Origin of the sequence: Pseudovibrio sp. M1P-2-3 (genome assembly GCF_031501865.1) — a bacterium.
GTDB classification, from domain to species: Bacteria; Pseudomonadota; Alphaproteobacteria; order Rhizobiales; family Stappiaceae; genus Pseudovibrio; species Pseudovibrio corallicola.
Genome location: NZ_JARRCW010000001.1, coordinates 3,335,496 through 3,355,642, shown reverse-complemented (window position 1 = coordinate 3,355,642; position 20,147 = coordinate 3,335,496). Strand labels below are relative to the sequence as shown.

17 protein-coding genes and 2 pseudogenes are annotated in these 20,147 nt (G+C 47.8%); 15 read left to right on the top strand and 4 right to left on the bottom strand.

Annotated elements, in window-relative coordinates:
- The first annotated feature begins 79 nt into the window (after positions 1 to 79).
- The 3 genes from P6574_RS14670 (at position 80) to P6574_RS14660 (ending at position 3,216) form a co-directional block, all read left to right on the top strand.
- Entirely contained in the window at positions 80 to 1,861 is a 1,782-nt protein-coding gene (locus tag P6574_RS14670) for an acyl-CoA dehydrogenase (RefSeq protein ID WP_310621013.1), read from the top strand.
- Between the two features lie 12 nt (positions 1,862 to 1,873).
- Positions 1,874 to 2,614, top strand: a complete 741-nt coding sequence (locus tag P6574_RS14665) for a crotonase/enoyl-CoA hydratase family protein (RefSeq protein WP_310621012.1) — start codon at positions 1,874 to 1,876, stop codon at positions 2,612 to 2,614.
- Positions 2,615 to 2,721: 107 nt separating this feature from the next.
- Positions 2,722 to 3,216 (top strand): hypothetical protein, encoded by a 495-nt coding sequence (locus P6574_RS14660; RefSeq protein ID WP_310621011.1) that lies wholly within the window; start codon positions 2,722 to 2,724, stop codon positions 3,214 to 3,216.
- A gap of 106 nt (positions 3,217 to 3,322) precedes the next feature.
- On the opposite strand, the gene P6574_RS14655 is transcribed toward P6574_RS14660, so the two are convergent.
- Positions 3,323 to 4,294 carry a J domain-containing protein gene (locus tag P6574_RS14655; RefSeq protein ID WP_310621010.1) on the bottom strand — a complete coding sequence of 324 codons (972 nt, stop codon included), beginning with the start codon at positions 4,292 to 4,294 and terminating at the stop codon, positions 3,323 to 3,325.
- Between the two features lie 280 nt (positions 4,295 to 4,574).
- Here P6574_RS14655 and pdxH point away from each other — a divergent pair, with 280 nt between their 5' ends.
- Complete coding sequence (pdxH, locus tag P6574_RS14650) at positions 4,575 to 5,213, top strand: pyridoxamine 5'-phosphate oxidase (RefSeq protein WP_310621009.1); 639 nt, start codon at positions 4,575 to 4,577, stop codon at positions 5,211 to 5,213.
- A 96-nt stretch (positions 5,214 to 5,309) separates the two neighbouring features.
- Here the strand turns inward: pdxH and P6574_RS14645 are convergent, their stop codons facing one another.
- Entirely contained in the window at positions 5,310 to 5,480 is a 171-nt protein-coding gene (locus P6574_RS14645) for a hypothetical protein (RefSeq protein ID WP_310621008.1), read from the bottom strand.
- 404 nt (positions 5,481 to 5,884) lie between these two features.
- On the opposite strand from P6574_RS14645, the gene P6574_RS14640 reads away from it, so the two are divergent.
- Positions 5,885 to 6,604: an HAD family hydrolase gene (locus P6574_RS14640; protein ID WP_310621007.1), complete on the top strand. Its 720-nt coding sequence runs from the start codon at positions 5,885 to 5,887 to the stop codon at positions 6,602 to 6,604.
- A gap of 107 nt (positions 6,605 to 6,711) precedes the next feature.
- Positions 6,712 to 7,617 carry a DUF1499 domain-containing protein gene (locus tag P6574_RS14635; RefSeq protein ID WP_310621006.1) on the top strand — a complete coding sequence of 302 codons (906 nt, stop codon included), beginning with the start codon at positions 6,712 to 6,714 and terminating at the stop codon, positions 7,615 to 7,617.
- Between the two features lie 8 nt (positions 7,618 to 7,625).
- On the opposite strand, the gene P6574_RS14630 is transcribed toward P6574_RS14635, so the two are convergent.
- The gene (locus P6574_RS14630; RefSeq protein ID WP_310621005.1) at positions 7,626 to 8,801 is read right to left on the bottom strand and encodes a MalY/PatB family protein; all 1,176 of its coding nucleotides are present in this window, start codon (positions 8,799 to 8,801) and stop codon (positions 7,626 to 7,628) included.
- A gap of 116 nt (positions 8,802 to 8,917) precedes the next feature.
- Positions 8,918 to 9,826, bottom strand: a complete 909-nt coding sequence (locus P6574_RS14625; RefSeq protein WP_310621004.1) for an MBL fold metallo-hydrolase — start codon at positions 9,824 to 9,826, stop codon at positions 8,918 to 8,920.
- A gap of 288 nt (positions 9,827 to 10,114) precedes the next feature.
- On the opposite strand from P6574_RS14625, the gene P6574_RS14620 reads away from it, so the two are divergent.
- The 9 genes and pseudogenes from P6574_RS14620 to pstA form a co-directional block, all read left to right on the top strand.
- Positions 10,115 to 11,032 (top strand): metal ABC transporter solute-binding protein, Zn/Mn family, encoded by a 918-nt coding sequence (locus P6574_RS14620; protein ID WP_310621003.1) that lies wholly within the window; start codon positions 10,115 to 10,117, stop codon positions 11,030 to 11,032.
- The gene (locus tag P6574_RS14615; protein WP_310621002.1) at positions 11,032 to 11,862 is read left to right on the top strand and encodes a metal ABC transporter ATP-binding protein; all 831 of its coding nucleotides are present in this window, start codon (positions 11,032 to 11,034) and stop codon (positions 11,860 to 11,862) included. The genes P6574_RS14620 and P6574_RS14615 overlap by 1 nt, the downstream gene beginning before the upstream one ends.
- A gap of 4 nt (positions 11,863 to 11,866) precedes the next feature.
- Entirely contained in the window at positions 11,867 to 13,087 is a 1,221-nt protein-coding gene (locus P6574_RS14610) for a metal ABC transporter permease (protein ID WP_310621001.1), read from the top strand.
- Positions 13,088 to 13,090: 3 nt separating this feature from the next.
- Entirely contained in the window at positions 13,091 to 14,050 is a 960-nt protein-coding gene (locus tag P6574_RS14605) for a metal ABC transporter permease (protein WP_310621000.1), read from the top strand.
- A gap of 235 nt (positions 14,051 to 14,285) precedes the next feature.
- A complete protein-coding gene (locus tag P6574_RS14600) occupies positions 14,286 to 15,647 on the top strand; it encodes an ATP-binding protein (protein ID WP_310620999.1) in 1,362 nt (453 codons plus the stop codon).
- Between the two features lie 159 nt (positions 15,648 to 15,806).
- Complete coding sequence (locus P6574_RS14595) at positions 15,807 to 16,826, top strand: PstS family phosphate ABC transporter substrate-binding protein (protein WP_310620998.1); 1,020 nt, start codon at positions 15,807 to 15,809, stop codon at positions 16,824 to 16,826.
- 113 nt (positions 16,827 to 16,939) lie between these two features.
- Positions 16,940 to 18,328, top strand: a complete 1,389-nt coding sequence (gene pstC, locus P6574_RS14590) for a phosphate ABC transporter permease subunit PstC (protein ID WP_310620997.1) — start codon at positions 16,940 to 16,942, stop codon at positions 18,326 to 18,328.
- Positions 18,321 to 18,800, top strand: a pseudogene (locus tag P6574_RS22155) (DUF3333 domain-containing protein); the annotation flags it as partial. The gene pstC and the pseudogene P6574_RS22155, both read left to right, overlap by 8 nt.
- 624 nt (positions 18,801 to 19,424) lie before the next feature.
- Positions 19,425 to 20,141 (top strand): annotated as a pseudogene (gene pstA, locus P6574_RS22150) (phosphate ABC transporter permease PstA); the annotation flags it as partial.
- Between the last annotated feature and the right edge of the window lie 6 nt (positions 20,142 to 20,147).

Below are 20,147 nucleotides of genomic sequence, written 5' to 3'. Positions count from 1 at the left end.
TTTCTCCAACACTTAAGTTCCATGGCGTTTAGAGGTGGTTGTAGCCTCTCGTCAAGCCGAATACGGGGAAAGAAATAAAATGTACCGTGCACCAGTCAACGAAATTGCCTTCACCTTAAGGCATGTAATTGGACTAAAAGAATTTCAGTCTCTTGAAAATCAAGGGGAACTTTCCGACGATCTGGTCGATGCGATTTTGTCAGAAGCCGCCAAGTTCTCTGAGGAAGAAATTGCAAAGCTCAACCGTATTGGAGATGAACACGGTACCAAGCTGGTTGATGGGTGGGTAAAAACGGCTCCGGGCTGGGCGGAAGCTTACGGGCAGTGGCGCGATGCGGGTTGGAACGCCTTGTCAGGACCAGTCGACTTTGGTGGGCAAGGGTTGCCCAACATGCTTTATGTTGCTGTAATGGAAATGCTCAACTCCGCATGTATGGCTTTTGCATTGGGCCCCACGTTGACTATGGGCTCCGTTGAAGCGTTGGAAGCTCACGGCTCTGACTACCTTAAAGCCACGTATCTTGAAAAGCTTGTTACAGGTGAGTGGACTGGAACCATGAACCTGACAGAACCACAGGCTGGTTCAGATTTGAACGAGTTACGCGCGAAAGCTGTTCCTCAGGGCGATGGAACCTATAAGATTTCAGGTCAGAAGATTTTCATTAGTTATGGCGATCACGACATGACTGATAACCTCTTGCACCTCGTTCTTGCTCGTCTTCCGGATGCGCCGGCAGGTACGCGCGGAATTTCACTATTCGCCGTCCCAAAAAGGTTTGTGAACAGTGATGGTTCATTGGGTGAATTGAATGACGTGCGTGTGGCCGGTATCGAGCACAAACTGGGTATTCATGCATCTCCAACATGTACGCTTTCTTTTGGTGATAATGGCGGAGCAACAGGTTGGTTGATTGGTGAGGAAAACAAGGGCCTCGCTTGCATGTTCACTATGATGAACAACGCCCGTCTGGCAGTTGGTGTTCAAGGTGTTGGTGTCGGTGAACGTGCTTTCCAAGCAGCCCTTAACTTCTCATTGGAAAGGATGCAAGGCCGTGTGAGTGGCCCGGATGGTTCTCAGCTTGCTCCTATTGCAGCTCACCCAGATGTAAAACGCATGCTCATGAGTATGAAGGCGCAAACACAGGTTGCCCGCACACTTTGTTATGCCTGTGCACATGCATTGGATATGGCCAAGAATGCGCCAGAGGCAGCGGATCGAAAATTCTGGGCGGAGCGCGGCAGCCTGCTGACCCCTCTTGCAAAGTCCCTATCGACAGATTTGTCTGTTGAAATTGCGTCTTTGGGTATTCAGGTTCATGGTGGTATGGGCTTTATCGAAGAAACCGGTGCAGCCCAGTATATGCGTGATGCGCGCATTACTCCAATATATGAAGGTACAAACGGTATTCAGGCAATGGATCTGGTCATGCGTAAGCTGCCACTTTCCGGCGGCGAACAGGTCACTAGCCTGATTAAGGAAATTGAACAGATTGCTGAGGATTTTTCTGCTGAAAATGGCCTCGATCTTGGTGACGCGCCACGTAATCTAGAGCAAGCTGTTGCCGATTTGAATGCGTCTACGGACTGGATGAAGGAAGCACATGCCAAGGGCAATGTTTCTGAAGCTTTGGCGGGTGCGACAGCTTATCAGCGTCAGTTTGGATTAACACTTGGCGCGGCATACCTTGCCAAGGGAGCCTTGGCTTCCAAGGAAGAAGAGAAAAATGCTCGGGAGCAGCGTGTTCTTATGGCACGCGTATTTGCTGAAACTACATTGGCTGAAACTGCTGGATTGAAGTCAGCAGTAGTGGGAGCAGCCTCTGCAATTCTGGCAATAGAACCCGAGAATATGCTTAATTAAGAGGGGGACTAAATGGTTATTGAGATTGAGAAAAAGGACGGCGTTCAAATTGTGCGCCTCAGTCGGCCAGAGAAGAAAAATGCTTTGACCTCTGAGATGTACGATGGCATGGCCGAAGCTTTGATGACAGCAGATGAAACTGTTGGCTGCAACTTGCTTTTAGGGCAGCCGGGTGCGTTTACTGCTGGTAATGACATTGCAGACTTTCTGCAGGCTTCGCAAAAAGATATGTCTGGGAGCGGGGTTGTCACGTTTTTGAAGGCCCTCACTGATACAAAGATTCCTCTTGTTATTGGTGTAGATGGTCTTGCCGTGGGTGTTGGAACAACCATGTTGTTTCATGCGGATATGGTTTACGCAACAGAGCGTTCTGTCTTTAAAGCCCCGTTTGTTGAGCTGGGGCTTGTTCCTGAAGCAGGTTCCAGTTTGCTTGCTCCAGCAGCAATGGGGCATCCAAAAGCTTTTGAGCTCCTGTGTTTGGGTGAGGCGTTTACTCCACAAAAGGCTCTAGCAGCTGGGTTCGTAAATGAACTTGTTTCGGAGCAGACTCTTGAAGAGGTTGCATTTGCAACTGCAAAGAGAATTGCAGGCCTCCCACGTGAAGCAATGCGGGCGGCAAGAGGCTTGTTAAAAGGAAAAACTACTGAACTCAGCAAGCGTGTTGAAGAGGAGATGGTTGTTTTCTACCAGCGTCTCCAGTCTGATGAAGCACGTAAAGCCTTTATGGCCTTCATGATGAAGGGTAAAGGCTAATCATATTTATGGGCGGGGAGAGATCTTTCCGCCCATATCTTTTCACAGGTACCTTCAGTAAGTCTCCTGCATTCAATATTGCTCAAGACGATTCGAAATGGGGGAGCATGACTGCCGTAGATATTATAAAAGGGGCACCGATCTGGGTGTGGCCTCTTCTGGCTTATACACTTTTTGTTGGAGTGAAAGCTTCGAAGGATGGCAGTGGGTCAGTCCCGATGAGTATTTTATTCGGTATTCTTGGTGTTTGGGCAACTATTCAGCTGACTGCGCAACTTCACGCAGAAGGGCTCTGGCCACTTTATATATTATGCGTGATCGTTGGCGGTGTCGCTGGCTTTTACCTTCAAAAGCTATGGACTTCTAGCTTTCGCGGGCTGCGTTTTCAGGTGCAGGGCGAATGGTTCACATTAATCCTATCCCTAGTGATATTCTCACTATACTATGTGACGGGTGTTTTGGAAGCTATTGGTCATCAAGCCATACAGAAGGGGCCGTGGTTCCTACTAATAAAAAATGGGATCATATTGTCCATTTCATTCTTTATAGGAAGAGCTTTACTTATAGCTATATATTGGATGGGTTTTCATTCAAAAAAATAGGCTCAGGTCTTTGCTGAAAACTGTGATGCCGGAATTGAGCTCTGCGAGTTTCTATCATCGCTACCGTGCACCACAGTTAATATCTCTCGTTTACATGTAATCTGACTTAATCAAACTCTGATCCACGCGGAGAATACTGCTTAGTTTCCGCCCAAGTCCGCATCAACTCCTCAAGATCCTCGGATGATTGATCGGGAAGGGCTATCTGTAGATGGATATAAAGATCCCCGCGTTCTCCGCCTTTTTTCGGAAGGCCCTTACTTTTTAAGCGCATGGTTTTACCACTGCTTGAGTTAGCTGGCACTGTAAGATTGATCGCACCTTCCAACGTGGGCACACGAATCTTGTTTCCCAGAACAGCCTCGTAGAGTGTAATCGGTAAGTCGGCATGGACGTCGAAGTCTTCTGTTTTGAACAGTTTATGCTTTGCAAAGCGAACTTCGACCAAAGCATCCCCAGCTGCACCACCATTAGGGGAACCGTAGCCTTGCCCTTTCAAGCGAATTTTATCGCCTTCTTGCGTTCCTTCCGGAACTTTAACATCAACTGTTTTTCCCGAGGGTAGTTTAACGCGGGCCTTTCCAAGCGTTACCAAATCTTCAAGGGAAACACGGGTAATGATGCTCGCATCGGCTCCTTTTTGAGGATGTGGCTTCTGGCTTTGCCTGCTTCCACTTGCACCTGTATTTCCAAAACCGCGGCCCGCTCTGCGTTGGCCTCCGCCAAATCCGCCTAGAATGTCGTTAAGGATATCGTCGAAACCGCCTGCCGAACCGGGGCCCTGTTGATATCCGAACCCACCACGAGGACCACCTTGGCCAAAGCCACCGTACCCTTGGCCACCATAAAATTTGGGCTTGCCTTCACCGTCAATTTCACCCCGATCAAACTGCCCACGTTTCTCCTTATCACCGAGAATCTCATAGGCCTGATTGACTTCAGCAAAGTGCTCTTTTGCTTTTGGATCATCAGCGTTTTGGTCAGGATGATATTTCTTGGCCAGTTTGCGGAATGCGCTTTTAACCTCTTTGTCGTTGGCTGATTTAGATACACCTAATACAGAATACGGATCTTTCATTGCCTGCCATCAATGCCCAATTTGTGTATGTCATGAAATATGACTTCTAAGTTCTATGCAACATAAGGGAAGTATCCGCAAATTACACTATCTGTTTAAGAGCTTCCTCGCGTAATTAGATGTTTGCCCTTAAACGCAAGTGTATCTGTACCTATAGAAGAGAAACAAAAGCTCACCTATGCTATCCCAGCTGCAGACTGGGCTGGTAACAAGCTCGTGAGTATGTTGACGTATCCCGAAAATCTAATGATTCTGGAGAAGTCTTCCTAAAGGGTGAATAATGGATAGTAAAAGCGAAGATCACGATAACATATTTGAACATGGCTATGACAAGGAGGTGAATGCACCTTTCAAGCTGTTTGCTGATTGGTTGAACGAGGCGAAAACCTCTGAGATTAATGATCCCAATGCCATGTCTCTAGCTTCGGTTGATCCAGATGGCCTTCCAAATATACGTATGGTGCTTTTACAAAGCTTTGATGAGAAAGGTTTTGTCTTTTATACAAACTATGAAAGCGCCAAGGGCTGCGAACTTCAGGAAAATATGAAGGCTGCCTCTTGTTTTCATTGGAAAAGCTTACGTCGGCAAGTTCGGGTAAGAGGTGAAGTCGTAAAAGTGACGCCAGAAGAGGCGGATGCATATTTTGCAAGTCGGCCGCGTGGGAGCCGAATTGGAGCTTGGGCCTCCAAGCAATCAAGACCTCTGGAAAGCAGATTTGCTCTGGAGAAGGAAGTGGCAAAGTTCACGGCGAAATATGCCATTGGGGAAATCCCAAGGCCGGATTACTGGTCTGGGTTTCGCATCATTCCTTTGCAGATTGAATTTTGGCATGATCGGGCCTACAGGCTTCATGACCGTTTTGTATACAGCAGGAAAACGGCAGAGCTTCCTTGGGGGAAGACACGCCTATATCCTTGATGGGACCTGAATAATTAAAATGCGGGAACATGAGTTTGAAAAGGGCACGAAACAGCGCCCTTTTTGATTCAATAAACAAATTTTGATGGGATAATATCAATCCGTTGGGCAGGGGAAATCGGCGTCCAGCTTATGCCGTTTTTGCTCTTGTTGCTTCTCACCGCAGCAATTGGCTGCTGCAATGGCTTGAATACCCACCGGTTTGTAGTGATTCTTGAGGTTTGCTTGCGCTACTTCCTGCGCTTGCTCGGATTGTGCAGTTGCCATTTTCATTTGCCCTGATTGGACTCGCTCTAGTGTGAATGCTCCATTGCCATCTTCCTCCCGAAAGGTGGCCTTTGAGTCTGGAGCACTTAAGTGATGGGCCTGAAATCTGTCATCATTATGATATTGTAATCTTTGATTACGCTACGGCCAGTCTCCGGTGGCGTAAAGATGTGGATCAAAGGTTTCGTTGATTGTATGCTTGAACTGCGGGTGGAGGACTTTTTATAGGACTATCATATTGATGCTTATTCTTTCTGCTTGTTTTGCAGAAAGGAACGTGGCTTCCATTTTTCCAGTTCACATCCTATGACGTTTGGTCGCAAGTGACGGTTACCTTTGGTTTAGCCAGTTTTCCGGGTGCCTGTTAGACGAAATAGATAAAAACAAAATAGTCAGGAATACACATGAAACTGAAAGCAGTGCTCTTTGATCGGGACGGCACCCTTACAGATTTTGACAATACATGGGGACCAGCAATCGCTCATGTCATTTCAGAGTTGGCAGGTGGAGATAAATCGCTTGCTTTAGAACTTGGAAAAGCTCTTGATTTTGACTTTGAGAACGCTTTGTTCGGAGAGGCAAGCATCATTAAAGTACAAACACCCTTTGAGTATTCTCAGGTTTGGGCGAGTGTTTTGGGAGTTCCTCATTCAAGTGTGTTTGTCGAAAAAGTTGAGGCTCTCCTGCTAGAAAAGTCTATCGAAACGGTAACGCCATTCTCAGATACCCTTGTCACTATCAAGGAACTTTATAGCGCAGGGGTACCAATCGGGCTTGCCACCAATGGGACAGAGGCATCAGCAAAGCGCCAACTGAAGACACTGGGAATTGATCATCTGTTTTCTTTTATCGCCGGATACGACAGTGGATATGGTTCTAAGCCTGAGCCGGGCCAGTTGCTCGCTTTTGCAAAGCATTTGGGTATATCGCCAAAAGAAATTGGAATGGTCGGTGATAGCCTCCATGATATGCATGCTGCCAGAAACGGTGGCCTACAACGTATCGGAGTTTCTACCGGAGCAGTAAGCCATGGTGAACTTGTATTGGAAAGCGATCATGTGTTTACTTCTTTGAGTGGTATCTTGCCTTTGTTCTTGGGGAGTGATTGCTGCGGGGTGTTGTAATGAACTTTTATCTTCTATCACCTATTTATTATCAGTAGACGCGTGGGAATGACTGATTATCTTTATAGGGATAAACCAAGACTGTTTGGAGGGGGAAATAGTAGGGAATGCTGGGGCAAATCTCGAAGCGTGATTCAAAAGTTGCCTGGTATAGTCGGCGGGTTGGTGCCATCGCACTTCCGTCCCTTATTATCTCGATCATTTTTCACCGCTTTGAAGTTATAGAAACACAAGATTTTCTGATCCTCTTGGGAGTTGTTTCTTTTCTGGCAGTTGCCGGTCTTTCGCTTGCTGTTTGGGGTGTGAGGGATATCTGGAATGAAGGGGGCAGGGGTAGCTTTAATGTGATCCTTGCTTTTATTTATAACCTGATATGTCTCCTCCCGTTTTTATGGGGGGTCTTCGGTTTATACAGCTATCCCCAATTGAATGATATTTCGACAGACCTTCGCGATCCACCCGCGTTAACCGAAAGGCAAATGGTTGAGGCTCCTTTTGATGAGGGAAAGGCGACGTTATTAAAACAGTTTTATCCCGATATTGTGCCGCGTCGCTTTCGCATCTCACCTCATGTTCTGTTCAAAGCCTCTATGGAAGTTGCTGAGGCACAGAATTGGTCCATTCGCTATGAGGTCCCGCCGGATGTGGGCGTGCAGGATGGCTATGCTCTGATTGATCTGTTTACGCCTATAATGGGGTTCAATGATCAAGTCGCAATTAGAATCAGGCCCGATCCCTTCGGGGCTGTTTTGGATATACGCTCCGCATCCACAATTGGACAGCATGACATAGGTAGCAATGCAAAGCGAATTCGCGGATTTTTCGATGCTTTAGATACGCAGCTTCTACAGGTGTTCGGGGGCGAGGTCTTTGCTTTTCCCGAGGAAGTGATGGAAAGGCTAAATGAGGAGGAAGGTTTCCTTGAGACATTACTCCCTGGTGTAGATGTGACGTTAAAGGCACCCGATAGTATTGATCGGATGCCCATTCCGGCGCAGAAACCACCGAACTGACGGGAAACTTACGCGGATGCAAATACGGTGCTCAGGCGATCAACAGCTTTCTCAACAACGCTGTGCGGGCATGCCAAGTTGAAGCGCAGGAAGTTTTCGCCGCCTTTCCCGAAGGCCTTCCCGTGATTAATACAGATTTTTGCTTCTCGTTCTATTTTCTTTGAAATTTGCGAAATAGGTATGGAAGCCTCTGTGCAATCTACCCAAGATAGGTAGGTGCTCTCCAAACGCATGACGTTGACCCCGGGTATTGCTGTTTCAATCCCGTTTATAAATGTCTCCTGATTCCTTGAAAGGTATTGAAGCAGTTCATCAAGCCATTGTTCACCGTGATTGTAAGCGGCTACAGTCGCCAGCATACCCAAGCGGTTCGGATCCACGGAACAGGCATGAAGATGTTTGTTGAACCTGTCACGCAGTTTTCCATTGGAAATTATGGAATAAGCAGTGGCAAAACCCGCCAGATTAAAGGTCTTGGAGACGGCGGCCAGCGTAATCGTGTTATCTGCAATTTCTTCAGAAATACCAGCTGTTACAAAGTGTTTGTGACCCTCAAAGACCAAGTCGTGGTGTACTTCATCCGAAATAATCAAAATGCCTCTTTTGCAGCAATACTCACTTATTTCCTTAAGCTCTTCCTGTGTCCAAACGGTGCCCCCCGGATTGTGTGGGCTACACAACAAAAGGATCTTTGTTTTTTCGTCGACAAGCTCATCTAGCCCATCAATATCCATGGAATAGCGACCATTTTCTAGAATAAGCTCACTTTCTATAAGCTTGCGGCCATTGGCTTTAATTGCCCGAGCAAAGGCATGATAGACTGGGGAGAAGACCAATACGCCATCCCCCTCTTCAGAAAATGCCTGAATTGCCAGTGAGTATGCGGCAACCACACCGGGAACACTGGAAATCCACTCCCTATCTATTGTGTAGTTATGCCGCCGCTTCAGCCACGAAATAATGGAGTCTTGAAAGTCCTTGTTGTTCCCGAAATAACCGTTAATTCCATGATCTGCTTGCTTGAAAAGCATATCGTTAACGGCTTGTGGCGGACGAAAGTCCATATCTGCTACCCACATGGGAATACCATCCTCTTTGGAAATCCCGAAGCGGGGCTCCATTTCATCCCATTTGAGAGAGTTTGAATTGCGGCGATCGATTACTTTGTCAAAGTCTATGGACATTTAGGTATGGTCCTGATGTGGGCAGTGGAGAGGGTAAACCTACCCGGTCTCCGAGTTGCTTGGAGTTCAAATTGTATTGAGTATATGGATAGTTATATTTTGGGCAGTATCCATAGTTACCTTAATTTATACTGGGAAGATAAAGATAGTGGCCCCTCACATATAACCAGATCACGGCTTACCAAGTCTTCCAGATGGGCAAGCACATTCAGAGCTGCGGCACCGTGAAGTTTCTTGTCTACATCAGTGTAAATACTGGTGACCATCTCGTGTATTTTTCCGGTGCCACTGTTGATTTCCTTTAGAATTGCACCCTCTCGTTCCTGTCGATGACTTTTCAGGGCACGTAGATATTTGGGGGGATCGAGAACCTCTCCACCGTGAGCCGGCAAGAAGCGGCAATGATCTCTTTCGATGAACTTTTCCAAAGAGTTCATGTAGTGCGTCATTGAGCCATCGGGTGGGGCGACACCCGTGGTAGACCAAGCCATAACATGGTCTGCGGCAAAAATAATGTCGCTGTCTGGCAGGGCAAAGGACAAGTGGTTGATTGTATGACCAGGCGTTGCAAGTGTCTCTACGCGGATATTATCCACTATAATCTCATCACCATCTTCCAAGACCATATCGGGTTCATAGTCCGTGTCAGCACTAGCTTCCAAAGGATTTTCAGGCATCTCCGCAAAGGCGGGCGCCCGGTGATGTTTGGGAGCCCCCCAAATCGGAGCTCCTGTTTTTTCCGCGAGACTGCGTGAGAGGGGGGAGTGATCTACATGTGTGTGGGAGATGAGAATGCACTTAACCGGTCTGCCAGCTATTGCCGCAATAAGTGCCTCAAGGTGAGCTGTATTCATGGGGCCGGGGTCAATGATTGCAAGCTCATTGGAACCAAGAAGAAACGTATTGGTACCAAAGAAGGTCAAAGGTCCGGCGTTTTGGCAGGTGATCCTATGAATATGCTCGTTGATCTTCACTGGTACACCGTAGTTCGGGGTGAACTGTCGATTGTAAACGAGGTCGTTCATGCTTTCTCTACCCCTAGAGTGAAAAGATACTGGAAAACTTCCATGCCCATAAGGTACTTCTTGGTGAGGCAAATCAATGCGAAAGTGCCATTTTTCGCTTCAAAATAAACAGTGTTCTTTAGATTGCAATTAAGAATGATTTGCAACAATGTGAAAGCTGTGCTTTGTTAGTCAGAGAAATTTGCAAAACAGGTCGCTCAGCGTGTGGGTTTGGGCAATCACATAGGATTTTTATTTATGGATAGAGTGTTTCGATTCGCTCCACTTATGGCAATTGCAATAGCTGTCATGACTGGCTTTATACAAAACGCTCAAGCTAAGGAGCGGCTTAATCTTGTTGCGACAGTGGGTATGATTGCAGATGCGGTGTCCACTATCGGAGGGGACAGGGTCGCTGTCGAGGCTTTGATCGGCACAGGAATAGATCCTCACTCCTATCGCCAGACGAGAACAGACGTTGTTAAACTCGGGCGCTCTGATGCTATTTTTGCAAATGGCCTGTTTCTGGAAGCGCAGATGGAAGACCTGCTTTTGCAGTTGAAGGCGCGAAAGCCAGTTTATTTTCTAGGTGAAGAAATCAGTGAAAGCCGATTGGAAGGCTCTCCACTTTATAAGGATAGATACGATCCGCATGTTTGGATGAGCCCTGACCTTTGGAAAGGAGCCGTAAGTGGTGCTCTGAATGCGTTGATTGAACTGGATCCAGAGGGGGAGGATTACTTTCGCAGCAATGCTGAGACCTACCTGAAACAGATCGATACACTTTCCACCTACGGCTCAAAGGTATTGGCCAGCGTGCCGAAGGATCGCAAGGTTTTGGTTACCGCACATGATGCGTTTACTTACCTTGGCCGAGATTACGATCTGGAAGTGATTGGCATTCAAGGAATCTCTACCAATTCGGAAGCGGGTCTGAAACGCATTGAAGATCTGGTGAATATGTTGGTGGAACGAAAAATAACAGCCGTATTTGTGGAATCGTCAGTTTCAGAGCGTAATGTTCGTGCCCTTGTTGAGGGAGCAGCAGCTCAAGGTCACGAGGTTTTTATTGGTGGTGAATTATTCTCTGATGCTATGGGCACCCCAGGGACCTATGAAGGAAGTTACATCGGTATGATTGATCATAACATGACGCAAATCACCAGAGCTCTGGGCGGGAATGCTCCTGCGCAAGGTATGCAAAGTTCTCTGGGGGCAGGGCATTAATGATGACTTCCAACTCCAAAGCCCCTTTAAATTTGATTGCTGAAAGTGGAGAGACTTTGCCGGATATGGACCCGAAGGCTCCATTTTTAGTTCGCGGCATGACAGTTGCCTACCATCATAAACCCGTTTTGTGGAATGTCTCTTATGCTGCACCAAAGGGCAAACTAACCGGAATCATCGGTCCGAACGGTGCAGGTAAATCAACTTTTTTAAAAGCTGCCTTGGGCCTTATTCCCAAACTCTCCGGTGAAACTCTTGTTGAAGGCAAAGCTATCAAAAAGGCGTTAAGTCAGGTGGCTTATGTTCCTCAGCGCTCAGCTGTGGATTGGGACTTTCCTGCTACAGCCATTGATGTGGTTTTGATGGGGCTGTACGCTCAAATCGGATGGTTCCGCTGGCCGGGTAAAAAACACCGTGAAAAGGCGATGAGCTGCCTTGTTGCTGTTGGAATGGAAGATTTCGCAGATCGCCAAATAGGGCAATTGTCTGGTGGTCAACAGCAACGTGTTTTTCTTGCACGCGCTTTGGCTCAAAATGCTGATATCTATTTGATGGATGAACCTTTTGCCGGTGTAGATGCCGCAACAGAAAAAGCGATTATTGAAGTTTTGCGCTCCCTTGTAGAGCAAGGAAAGACACTGCTTGTTGTGCATCATGATCTGGAAACAGTACGGGAATACTATTCTCATGTTTTATTGATCAACGGTCAGCATGTGGCGAGTGGTTCTGTTGAGACAACCTTCACCCCAGAAAATTTACAAAAGGCGTATGGCGGCAGACTCGCAAGTTCTCAACTGGACAGCCTTTCTGTTGTAGGGCAGGGGGCGTGAAACAGTGAGTGACTTTCTGTCTGTTCTGCTGTTGTCGGCAGGATATAATACTGCTCTTGTATGCTTGGGTGCGGCGACCCTCGGGGCTGCAAGTGGTGCAATTGGTGTTTTTGTTTTGCTTCGAAAACGGACCCTTGTATCCGACGCAATCTCTCATGCGACACTCCCGGGTGTAGCCATTGCTTTTATAATTGGTCAGCTTTTGTTCGGAGTAGGACGCTCCTTGCCTGTTCTTCTCATTGGTGCAGCATTCAGCGCTGGCCTTGGGGTCTTGGCTGTTGACTGGATTAAGTCCAACACGCGGCTCACAGAAGATACGGCTATTGGAACAGTCCTTTCGACATTTTTTGCGCTTGGTATGGTTTTACTTACAGTGATTCAGTCCATGTCGGTCGCTGGGCGCGCAGGGTTGGAGGGGTTCTTGCTAGGTGCCACTTCGGGCATGACGTTTTTTGAAGCAATCATTATTGCTGTGTCTGCCGCAATTGTCGGTATTTTGCTTGTTGTTCACCTCAAAGAATTCACTCTCCTGTGTTTTGACGAAGGTTTTGCCGCAGCAAGCGGTTACAGCGTTCGCTGGCTGGATCGGACACTCCTACTTTTGCTGCTCGGAATTGTTGTGATTGGCCTTAAAACTGTGGGGCTTGTTTTGATTATCGCTCTTGCGATTATTCCTCCGGTTGCTGCCCGTTTTTGGACGGACAGGGTCTCCTTGCTGGTTGCAATCTCTGCCGGAGTTGGGGCAACAGGCAGTTACATAGGTGTTGCAATCTCTGCTAGCGCCGATGATATGCCGACGGGAAGTGTAATCGTTCTGGTGCTATTCAGCTTCTTCCTTGTCTCTTTGGTAGCCTCTCCAATAAGGGGAGTTTTAGCCGCCTACCTGCGCCATCGGCGCTTTCAAAAGAGAGTTCACTTGAGGCAGGGTCTGTTGACTATAGCGCATAAAGAGCCCGTTCTAGAGCCTCTAACTAAACGGCTCTTGGTGAAGCAGGGGTATATGGAAGGGGATGGAAGAGTTACTAGAGTTGGTTACTCCGCTGCTCAAAAAATGGCTCAGGATCAATCTCTTTGGAACCGTTTTAGGGAGCTTGCACCAGAAGAAGCCCATGCACTTAAAGATTGGTCATTGAAGCCAATTGAAGAGGTTCTGCCCAAAGACACCGTTGTTGCTCTCAAAGCAGAGATGAGCATTCACAACCCCAAAAGTGTGCAGGGAGCTTAAGCAATGGATATCTTTCTTCAGTTTGATCTCCCAAGCATTTTGCTGGGAAGTTTTGCTGCGTTAGCCTGTGGCTTACTTGGCAATTTCTTAATTCTCAGACGTCAGGCACTAATGGGAGATGCAATATCCCACGTGGTGTTACCTGGTATTGTGGTGGGTTTTTTGTTTTCCGGTGGGACAAGCTCATTGGCCATGATGATCGGAGCGGGGATTGCTGCGGTTTTTTCTGCCGTTTTGATTGAAGTTATCAGGCGTGTGGGCAATGTAGAACCCGGTGCGGCCATGGGAGTGGTTTTTACGACGATGTTTGCAGCTGGTGTCGTCATTCTTGAACAAACGGGAACTGCAGGGGTTCATTTGGATGTGGAGCACGCTCTCTATGGAAACTTGGAGAGTGCGATCTGGCTGGATGCAACAGGAATAAGTAGTCTGTGGACTTGGGAGGCATTAAAAGGAATGCCACACGAAGTTACCACGCTTGCACTCGTTTGCATTGTAATTGTTGCTTTCATTCTTTTGTTCTTTAAAGAGTTGAAAATTTCCAGTTTTGACCCTCAACTATCTGCCAGCTTAGGGTTTTCGCCTCGGCTTATGAGCCTTGTCCTAATTATAATGGTTGCCATAGCAGCCGTGGCGGCTTTCAGTGCTGTTGGCTCCATTTTGGTGATTGCCATGTTCATATGCCCACCTGCAACGGCAAGAATGCTGACGGATAGTCTGGGGATGCAGCTCTGGATATCAGGAGCTGTTGCACTTTTAAGCGGCATTCTTGGCTATGTATTGGCTGCATTCGGCCCATTGATGCTGGGGTATGATATGAGTGTTTCGGCTGCGGGAATGATTGCAATAGTTGCTGGTCTGTTTCAGGTTATCGCCATGCTCTTGTCCCCTCGTTATGGAGTGATAACGAGGAAAGTCCTCCATCACCGGCGCAGTGCAGGGTTACCGGGAAGTAGTACTTAACCCCGTGTAACCATGAGTGCCGGCAACGCAAATATTTAGAAGGGCAAGGGCGCGGCAGCCTAGGTCCTTGGGTGAATATATTTTGTTCGCCCTGCTTGTGTTGTTGGGAAACCACCTTAAAACCAAAGCGTCGTGAGATTGTCATGCAAACTCTGTTAGTGTGTATGGCGGTTATGGGAGAAGGCGCCTTGGTTTTAATTAAGGGTGCATGGATACGTGAGCGGTAGCCTGAGCTTTGGATCAAACTAATCAAAAAGAGCAAGCGGAAACAAACGAGACATTAGGTATCCGCATTCACCGGCGAACTATCTATCGAAAACTCGTTGATGTACGCCTTGTAATGCTGGCTGCAAGCTGCGTTATTTTGTTTTACTTATTTGCGTTTGGTATCCCGCTTTGGGCGGCATTTACCGGATTTTCTATCGTTTTCGTGACCCTCATTGGAGGGGGGATGAGAACCCGTACAACCTTGAAAAAGCCGAGCAGCATAAGCCGGAAAGGCATAGGGCAACTGGTAGATCGGGGGATGCGGCTCTCTGTCAACGCCTTGCCCAATCCTTGCTACGTCGTAGATGAAAGGGGAACAACTCTGTTTGCCAACCGCGTGGCACAGGAGCGCTTTGGTGTAATAGCTTCAGGAGATCCTTTGTCGTTCAGGTTGCGTGCTCCCTCTTTATTGGAGGCGCTTGATCGTGTTAGCCACGGCGGAGAGCCCGAAAGCATTGAATGGTCTGAAAAGGTACCCATAGAATTGTGGTTGGAGGCCTACATTTCTCCAATGCGCTCCAGTAGCAATAAGGGTGAGGGCGGGAAGCGCCAGCAGGCGGAGCCGATTCTGGTCGTAATTCGAGACTTTACTGAAACCAAACGACTTGAAAAAATGCGGGCGGATTTTGTGGCGAACGCTAGCCATGAACTGCGAACACCTTTGGCATCACTCACGGGGTTTATTGAAACTATTCAAGGAGCCGCCAAGGATGATGAAGCGGCTCGTTCAAAGTTCTTGAGTATTATGCTGAATCAGGCTGAACGTATGCGTAGGTTGATTGATGACCTTCTCTCTCTTTCCCGCATTGAAATGAAAGAGCACGTGCAGCCCGATCAAATAATCGATCTGCGGACTATTATTGAACATAGTGTCGATGGCTTGTCTCCTCTTGCAGAGGAAATGGGAGTTAAGTTGAGCCTGAAGATACCAGATGACTTTGTGTCAGTGCGCGGAGAGCGGGACGAACTCATTCAAGTTGTCAATAATCTGGTCGAGAATGCCCTGAAGTACGGGGAAACTGGAAAGCGCGTGGATGTATCTGTTGAGGCAGATAAAGCTGCAGCCTCTGTTAAAGGGGGGTGGTGCATAACTGTTCGAGACTATGGGCAGGGGATTGCAGAAGAACATTTACCTCGCCTGACAGAGCGTTTTTATAGGGTAGATACCCAAACCAGCCGCCAAAAAAAGGGGACTGGGCTAGGCCTTGCTATTGTGAAACATATTTTAACCCGTCACCGCGCCCGACTCGAAGTTTCCAGTACATTGGGAGAGGGGACAGCCTTTCGCGTTTATATTCCTGCGGCCAGTAAACTTTTAATTGAGGCATAGGAAATTATTATCTAACAATTTCAATTGTTTGCGCTGTCATAAAACTGAAATCAAACCTTCATATAACCATCATGGCTCTTGGCTATGTTTCCTAGCGACCCCACTGGAAATTGTGTGGGGTCTATGGATTTATAACCTAGGCTCCCAAGGAGATGTCAGGTGGATATTAAAGGTTTGGCAAGTGTTACAGCGCTTGCATTAATTGGTACAATTGCTGCAGGTTCTGCTCAGGCTCGTGATCAGATCCAGATTGTTGGCTCTTCAACAGTATTTCCCTTTTCTACAGCTGTTGCCGAGCAGTTTGGTCAAAAAACTGAGTTCAAAACTCCGGTTGTGGAGTCCACCGGTTCTGGTGGTGGCATCAAGCTGTTTTGTGAAGGGGTTGGTGAAAATACACCCGATATCACAAATGCATCTCGGCGCATGAAGAGCAAGGAGCTCGTTAAGTGTAATGAGAACGGTGTTACCCCAGTAGAAGTAACAGTCGGTTTTGATGGCATCGTGCTGGCGAATTCCAAGAAAACAGCTGTGATGGATGTGACACTTGACCAGATTTTTCTTGCTCTGGCCAAGGAAGTTCCTGTTGATGGGAAGCTTGTCGCCAATCCATACCAGAAGTGGTCTGACATAGATCCTGCTTTGCCAGCCTCAAAAATCGAAGTGCTCGGTCCCCCTCCTACATCAGGTACACGCGATGCATTTGCCGAACTGGCGATGGAGGGCGGCTGTAAAAAGGTTCCTGTTGCCAAGGAGCTTGGGTTAACTAAAAAAGCTTGTCATGAAATTCGTGAGGACGGCTTCTATATCGAAGCCGGTGAGAATGACAATCTGATTGTTCAAAAGCTGGATGCCAACCCGAATGCACTGGGCATCTTTGGGTTCTCTTTCCTTGATCAAAATGCCGATAAAATTCAGGGCTCCAAGATTGCTGGTGTTGAGCCAACTTTTGAGGCAATCGCTGAGGGTGGATACCCTGTTTCCCGTTCGCTGTTCTTCTACATTAAGAAAGAGCACGTGGGTGTGATACCAGGTATTGAACAGTATCTTGCGGAGTTTACTCATGAAGATACTTGGGGTGATGAAGGTTATTTGGCAGATAAAGGACTTATTCCACTGCCAGTGGCTGACCGTGAAACGGTTTCCTCTTCCGCTTCAGCTCTGACACCACTTTCATTTTAAGTAGAGCCAAGTGCTCCTAAAAAACTGTCGGCCGGGCATTAAAGGTCCGGCCACTACTTAACGGAATACTAAAAGGCCAAGGGCTGGGAAGCTTTTATGGCGGGACGCGTAAGATGCTCTGGACATATCTAATTTGCCTCTTTGGGCTGGCCTTGTTTGCGTATGTGCTGGGTCATTCCAAATCCATAGGAGTTGTTGAGGGGGACTTGAAAAAGCTTCACTCCCGACCGAATTATCACGGGGGTTTTCTTGCAATTCTCAGTATCGTTCCCGGCATTCTTCTTGTGCTCGTATGGGCTATTCTCGCTCCCGGAATTATTGATAAATTAGTCGTTGTAAGAAGTTCCGACTTTATTGCTGAGTTGTCAGCTCCTCAGTTGCAAGCGTTCCTGCGTGATGCCAAGGCCATCACCTATGGTGGACTTGTCGGGTTTTCCAATGAAGGTAAAGAGTTCGCTGCAAACCTCTATTCTCGCTATGATCTGATCAGCGCCATATTGCTTGGTGGGGTGTTATGTGGCCTTGTGGCATCCGGATTATTCTTCGGTCTACAGGCAATCAATCCAAAGTTACGGGCTCGCCATATTGTCGAAAAAACGGTCATGGGCGTTCTCATTATATGTTCAGGTGTGGCAATTCTCACAACTCTTGGCATAGTCCTGTCTCTCATCTTCGAAAGCTTGATGTTCTTCCGGCAGGTTCCTCTACTGGACTTCGTCTTTGGAACCCATTGGAGCCCGCAAAGTGCCTTTGAAGGGGCCGGCGGGGAAAGCTCTCAAGTAAACACAGAGATTTTTGGCGCTATCCCTCTGCTGGTTGGCACAATGCTGATTACCGCAATTGCCATTGCAGTTGCGGCTCCCATAGGCTTGTTGTCGGCGATTTATTTGTCGGATTATGCTTCGAACCGTATTCGCGCAACGGCCAAGCCCTTGCTTGAAATTCTTGCCGGTATTCCAACTGTTGTTTATGGCTTCTTTGCAGCTCTTTCCGTTGCCCCGTTGATCCGTGGCTGGGGAGAGAGCTTCGGCCTCTCTGTTTCTTCGGAGAGCGCTCTTGCAGCAGGGCTGGTCATGGGAATTATGATCATTCCCTTTGTCTCCTCTTTGTCGGACGATGTTATAAACGCTGTTCCGCAATCTTTGAGAGATGGCTCCGCTGGACTTGGAGCAACAAAGTCTGAAACGATTGTGCGCGTTGTACTCCCTGCAGCACTTCCCGGTATTGTTTCCGCGCTGATTTTGGCAATCTCTCGTGCCATTGGTGAGACCATGATCGTTGTCATGGCTGCAGGTCTGGCTGCGAATATGACAATTAATCCTCTGGAAGCTGTCACAACAGTCACAGTTCAAATCGTTACTCTCCTCGTTGGGGATCAGGAGTTTGACAGTGCAAAAACGCTGGCTGCCTTCGCTCTGGGGCTACTTCTGTTCTGCATTACGCTTGCCCTAAATATCTTCGCTCTGCGCGTTGTGAAAAAATATAGAGAACAATATGACTAATATTGCTCATGAAAAAATCGATGTTGCTGGTGAAACTGTTCACACAGGTCACAGGGCTCGGCAGAGGTTAAAGAAACGCTATGCAGCTGAAACCCGTTTCAAGCTCTACGGCGTTGCCGCTTTGTTGGTGTCTGGTGTCTTTCTGGTTGCACTGCTGGGATCGATTATCTCCAAAGGCCTGCCCGCATTTACCTATAACTATGTGACAGTCTCGGTGGACCTGTCCTCCAATAATGTGAACCCGGATAAACCACAGGCTGCCAGCTATAATGGGATACTGCGCAGCAGTTTGAAGCAGAGCTTACCATTTGTTTCCACTCGCAAGGACCGCAAAATTCTCAACTCTTTGTTGTCGTCGGGTGCGGGAATCCTTCTTCAGCGGGAAGTTATTGCTCAGAAAGTTCAATTAGGGGCGGAGAGTTCCGTTGCTCTGCCGTTGTCGGACTATGCAGATCTTTATTTGAAAGGCTTGATCACCAAAAAGTCTTCTGTTGATCCTGATAGTGCAGCAAGTGTGAGTATCACCAGCTCGACGGCCTCTGTTCATATGGCCGGAAATGTTCTGGGGCCGGTTCGGGATGAAATTACAGCCTACCTGAATGGGCAGGCCGAAGACCTGAGGCGGCGAATTGCGCTACGCAGACAGTCGGAAAAAAATCTACTTTCAAAGATATATGGACTATCTGGCAGGATCACTCAGTCTGACCCCTTGGAAAGAAAGCGGCTGGAAGAAGAGCTTTCTGCGGCAAAATCCTCTCAGGAGCGAGTACAGGACATTATTTCTGCGCTGCAAGTAGACCTTTCACGAATTGATCAGCGTCTGTCCAAGCTGAATGGCCCACAGCAGTTAAATGATGAAATGCCAAGTTACTTCATCAATATTGCTGGCGGCGTGCTTAAAGTTGATGAGATTGACGGAAACCAAGCAAGTGGCCCGGTTCTGATACCAATACAGAATTCAGTAACTGCGCAAGCGGGTAATTGGTCACTTGAGAAAATTGAAGTTCCTCAATCATCGCGGAAGTTTTCTGACAGGGAAATCGCTTATACAGACTATCTGGAGCAAAAAGGCCAGATAAGTAACCGGTGGAATAGTATTTTCCTAACAGCAGGGGCCAGTCGCGAGCCAGAAATGGCGGGTATTTGGGGAGCCGTTGTCGGCACTTTCTGGACTATGATCGTGACACTCTCTCTCTCCTTTCCAGTAGGTGTTGCCTCCGCAATTTATCTGGAAGAGTTTGCACCGAAAAACCGCTGGACCCAGTTTATTGAAGTAAACATCAACAATCTGGCGGCCGTCCCGTCGATTGTGTTTGGTCTATTGGGGCTGGCAGTCTTTTTGAATGTGTTTGGCCTACCAAGGTCCGCCCCCGTTGTTGGTGGAATGGTCCTTGCCTTGATGACTTTGCCAACCATTATAATTGCGTCCCGAGCTGCTCTGCAGGCTGTACCGCCTTCAATTCGTGAAGCGGCCTTGGGGGTCGGTGCATCTCGCTTACAAGCCGTGTTCCATCATGTGTTGCCTCTAGCCATGCCAGGGATATTGACGGGAACAATCATCGGAATGGCGCAGGCGTTGGGCGAAACCGCCCCGCTTCTCATGATCGGTATGGTTGCCTTCATTGTGGATGTACCAGGTACTCCGCTGGATCCTTCTACGGTTCTCCCAGTGCAAATTTTCATGTGGGCAGACTTTCCCGAGCCTGCATTCCAGCAAAAAACGTCAGCAGCCATCATGGTGCTGCTCGGGTTCTTAATTTGCATGAATGCAATCGCAATTGTTTTGCGCAAGAAGTTTGAACGTCGCTGGTGATTTGAG

Bases quoted from the DNA above. Each gene is read 5' to 3' on its own strand.
- P6574_RS14670 (WP_310621013.1), top strand. From the start codon at position 80: ATGTACCGTGCACCAGTCAACGAAATTGCCTTCACCTTAAGGCATGTA.
- P6574_RS14665 (WP_310621012.1), top strand. From the start codon at position 1,874: ATGGTTATTGAGATTGAGAAAAAGGACGGCGTTCAAATTGTGCGCCTC.
- P6574_RS14660 (WP_310621011.1), top strand. From the start codon at position 2,722: ATGACTGCCGTAGATATTATAAAAGGGGCACCGATCTGGGTGTGGCCT.
- P6574_RS14655 (WP_310621010.1), bottom strand. From the start codon at position 4,294: ATGAAAGATCCGTATTCTGTATTAGGTGTATCTAAATCAGCCAACGAC.
- pdxH (WP_310621009.1), top strand. From the start codon at position 4,575: ATGGATAGTAAAAGCGAAGATCACGATAACATATTTGAACATGGCTAT.
- P6574_RS14645 (WP_310621008.1), bottom strand. From the start codon at position 5,480: ATGGCAACTGCACAATCCGAGCAAGCGCAGGAAGTAGCGCAAGCAAAC.
- P6574_RS14640 (WP_310621007.1), top strand. From the start codon at position 5,885: ATGAAACTGAAAGCAGTGCTCTTTGATCGGGACGGCACCCTTACAGAT.
- P6574_RS14635 (WP_310621006.1), top strand. From the start codon at position 6,712: ATGCTGGGGCAAATCTCGAAGCGTGATTCAAAAGTTGCCTGGTATAGT.
- P6574_RS14630 (WP_310621005.1), bottom strand. From the start codon at position 8,801: ATGTCCATAGACTTTGACAAAGTAATCGATCGCCGCAATTCAAACTCT.
- P6574_RS14625 (WP_310621004.1), bottom strand. From the start codon at position 9,826: ATGAACGACCTCGTTTACAATCGACAGTTCACCCCGAACTACGGTGTA.
- P6574_RS14620 (WP_310621003.1), top strand. From the start codon at position 10,115: ATGACTGGCTTTATACAAAACGCTCAAGCTAAGGAGCGGCTTAATCTT.
- P6574_RS14615 (WP_310621002.1), top strand. From the start codon at position 11,032: ATGATGACTTCCAACTCCAAAGCCCCTTTAAATTTGATTGCTGAAAGT.
- P6574_RS14605 (WP_310621000.1), top strand. From the start codon at position 13,091: ATGGATATCTTTCTTCAGTTTGATCTCCCAAGCATTTTGCTGGGAAGT.
- pstC (WP_310620997.1), top strand. From the start codon at position 16,940: ATGCTCTGGACATATCTAATTTGCCTCTTTGGGCTGGCCTTGTTTGCG.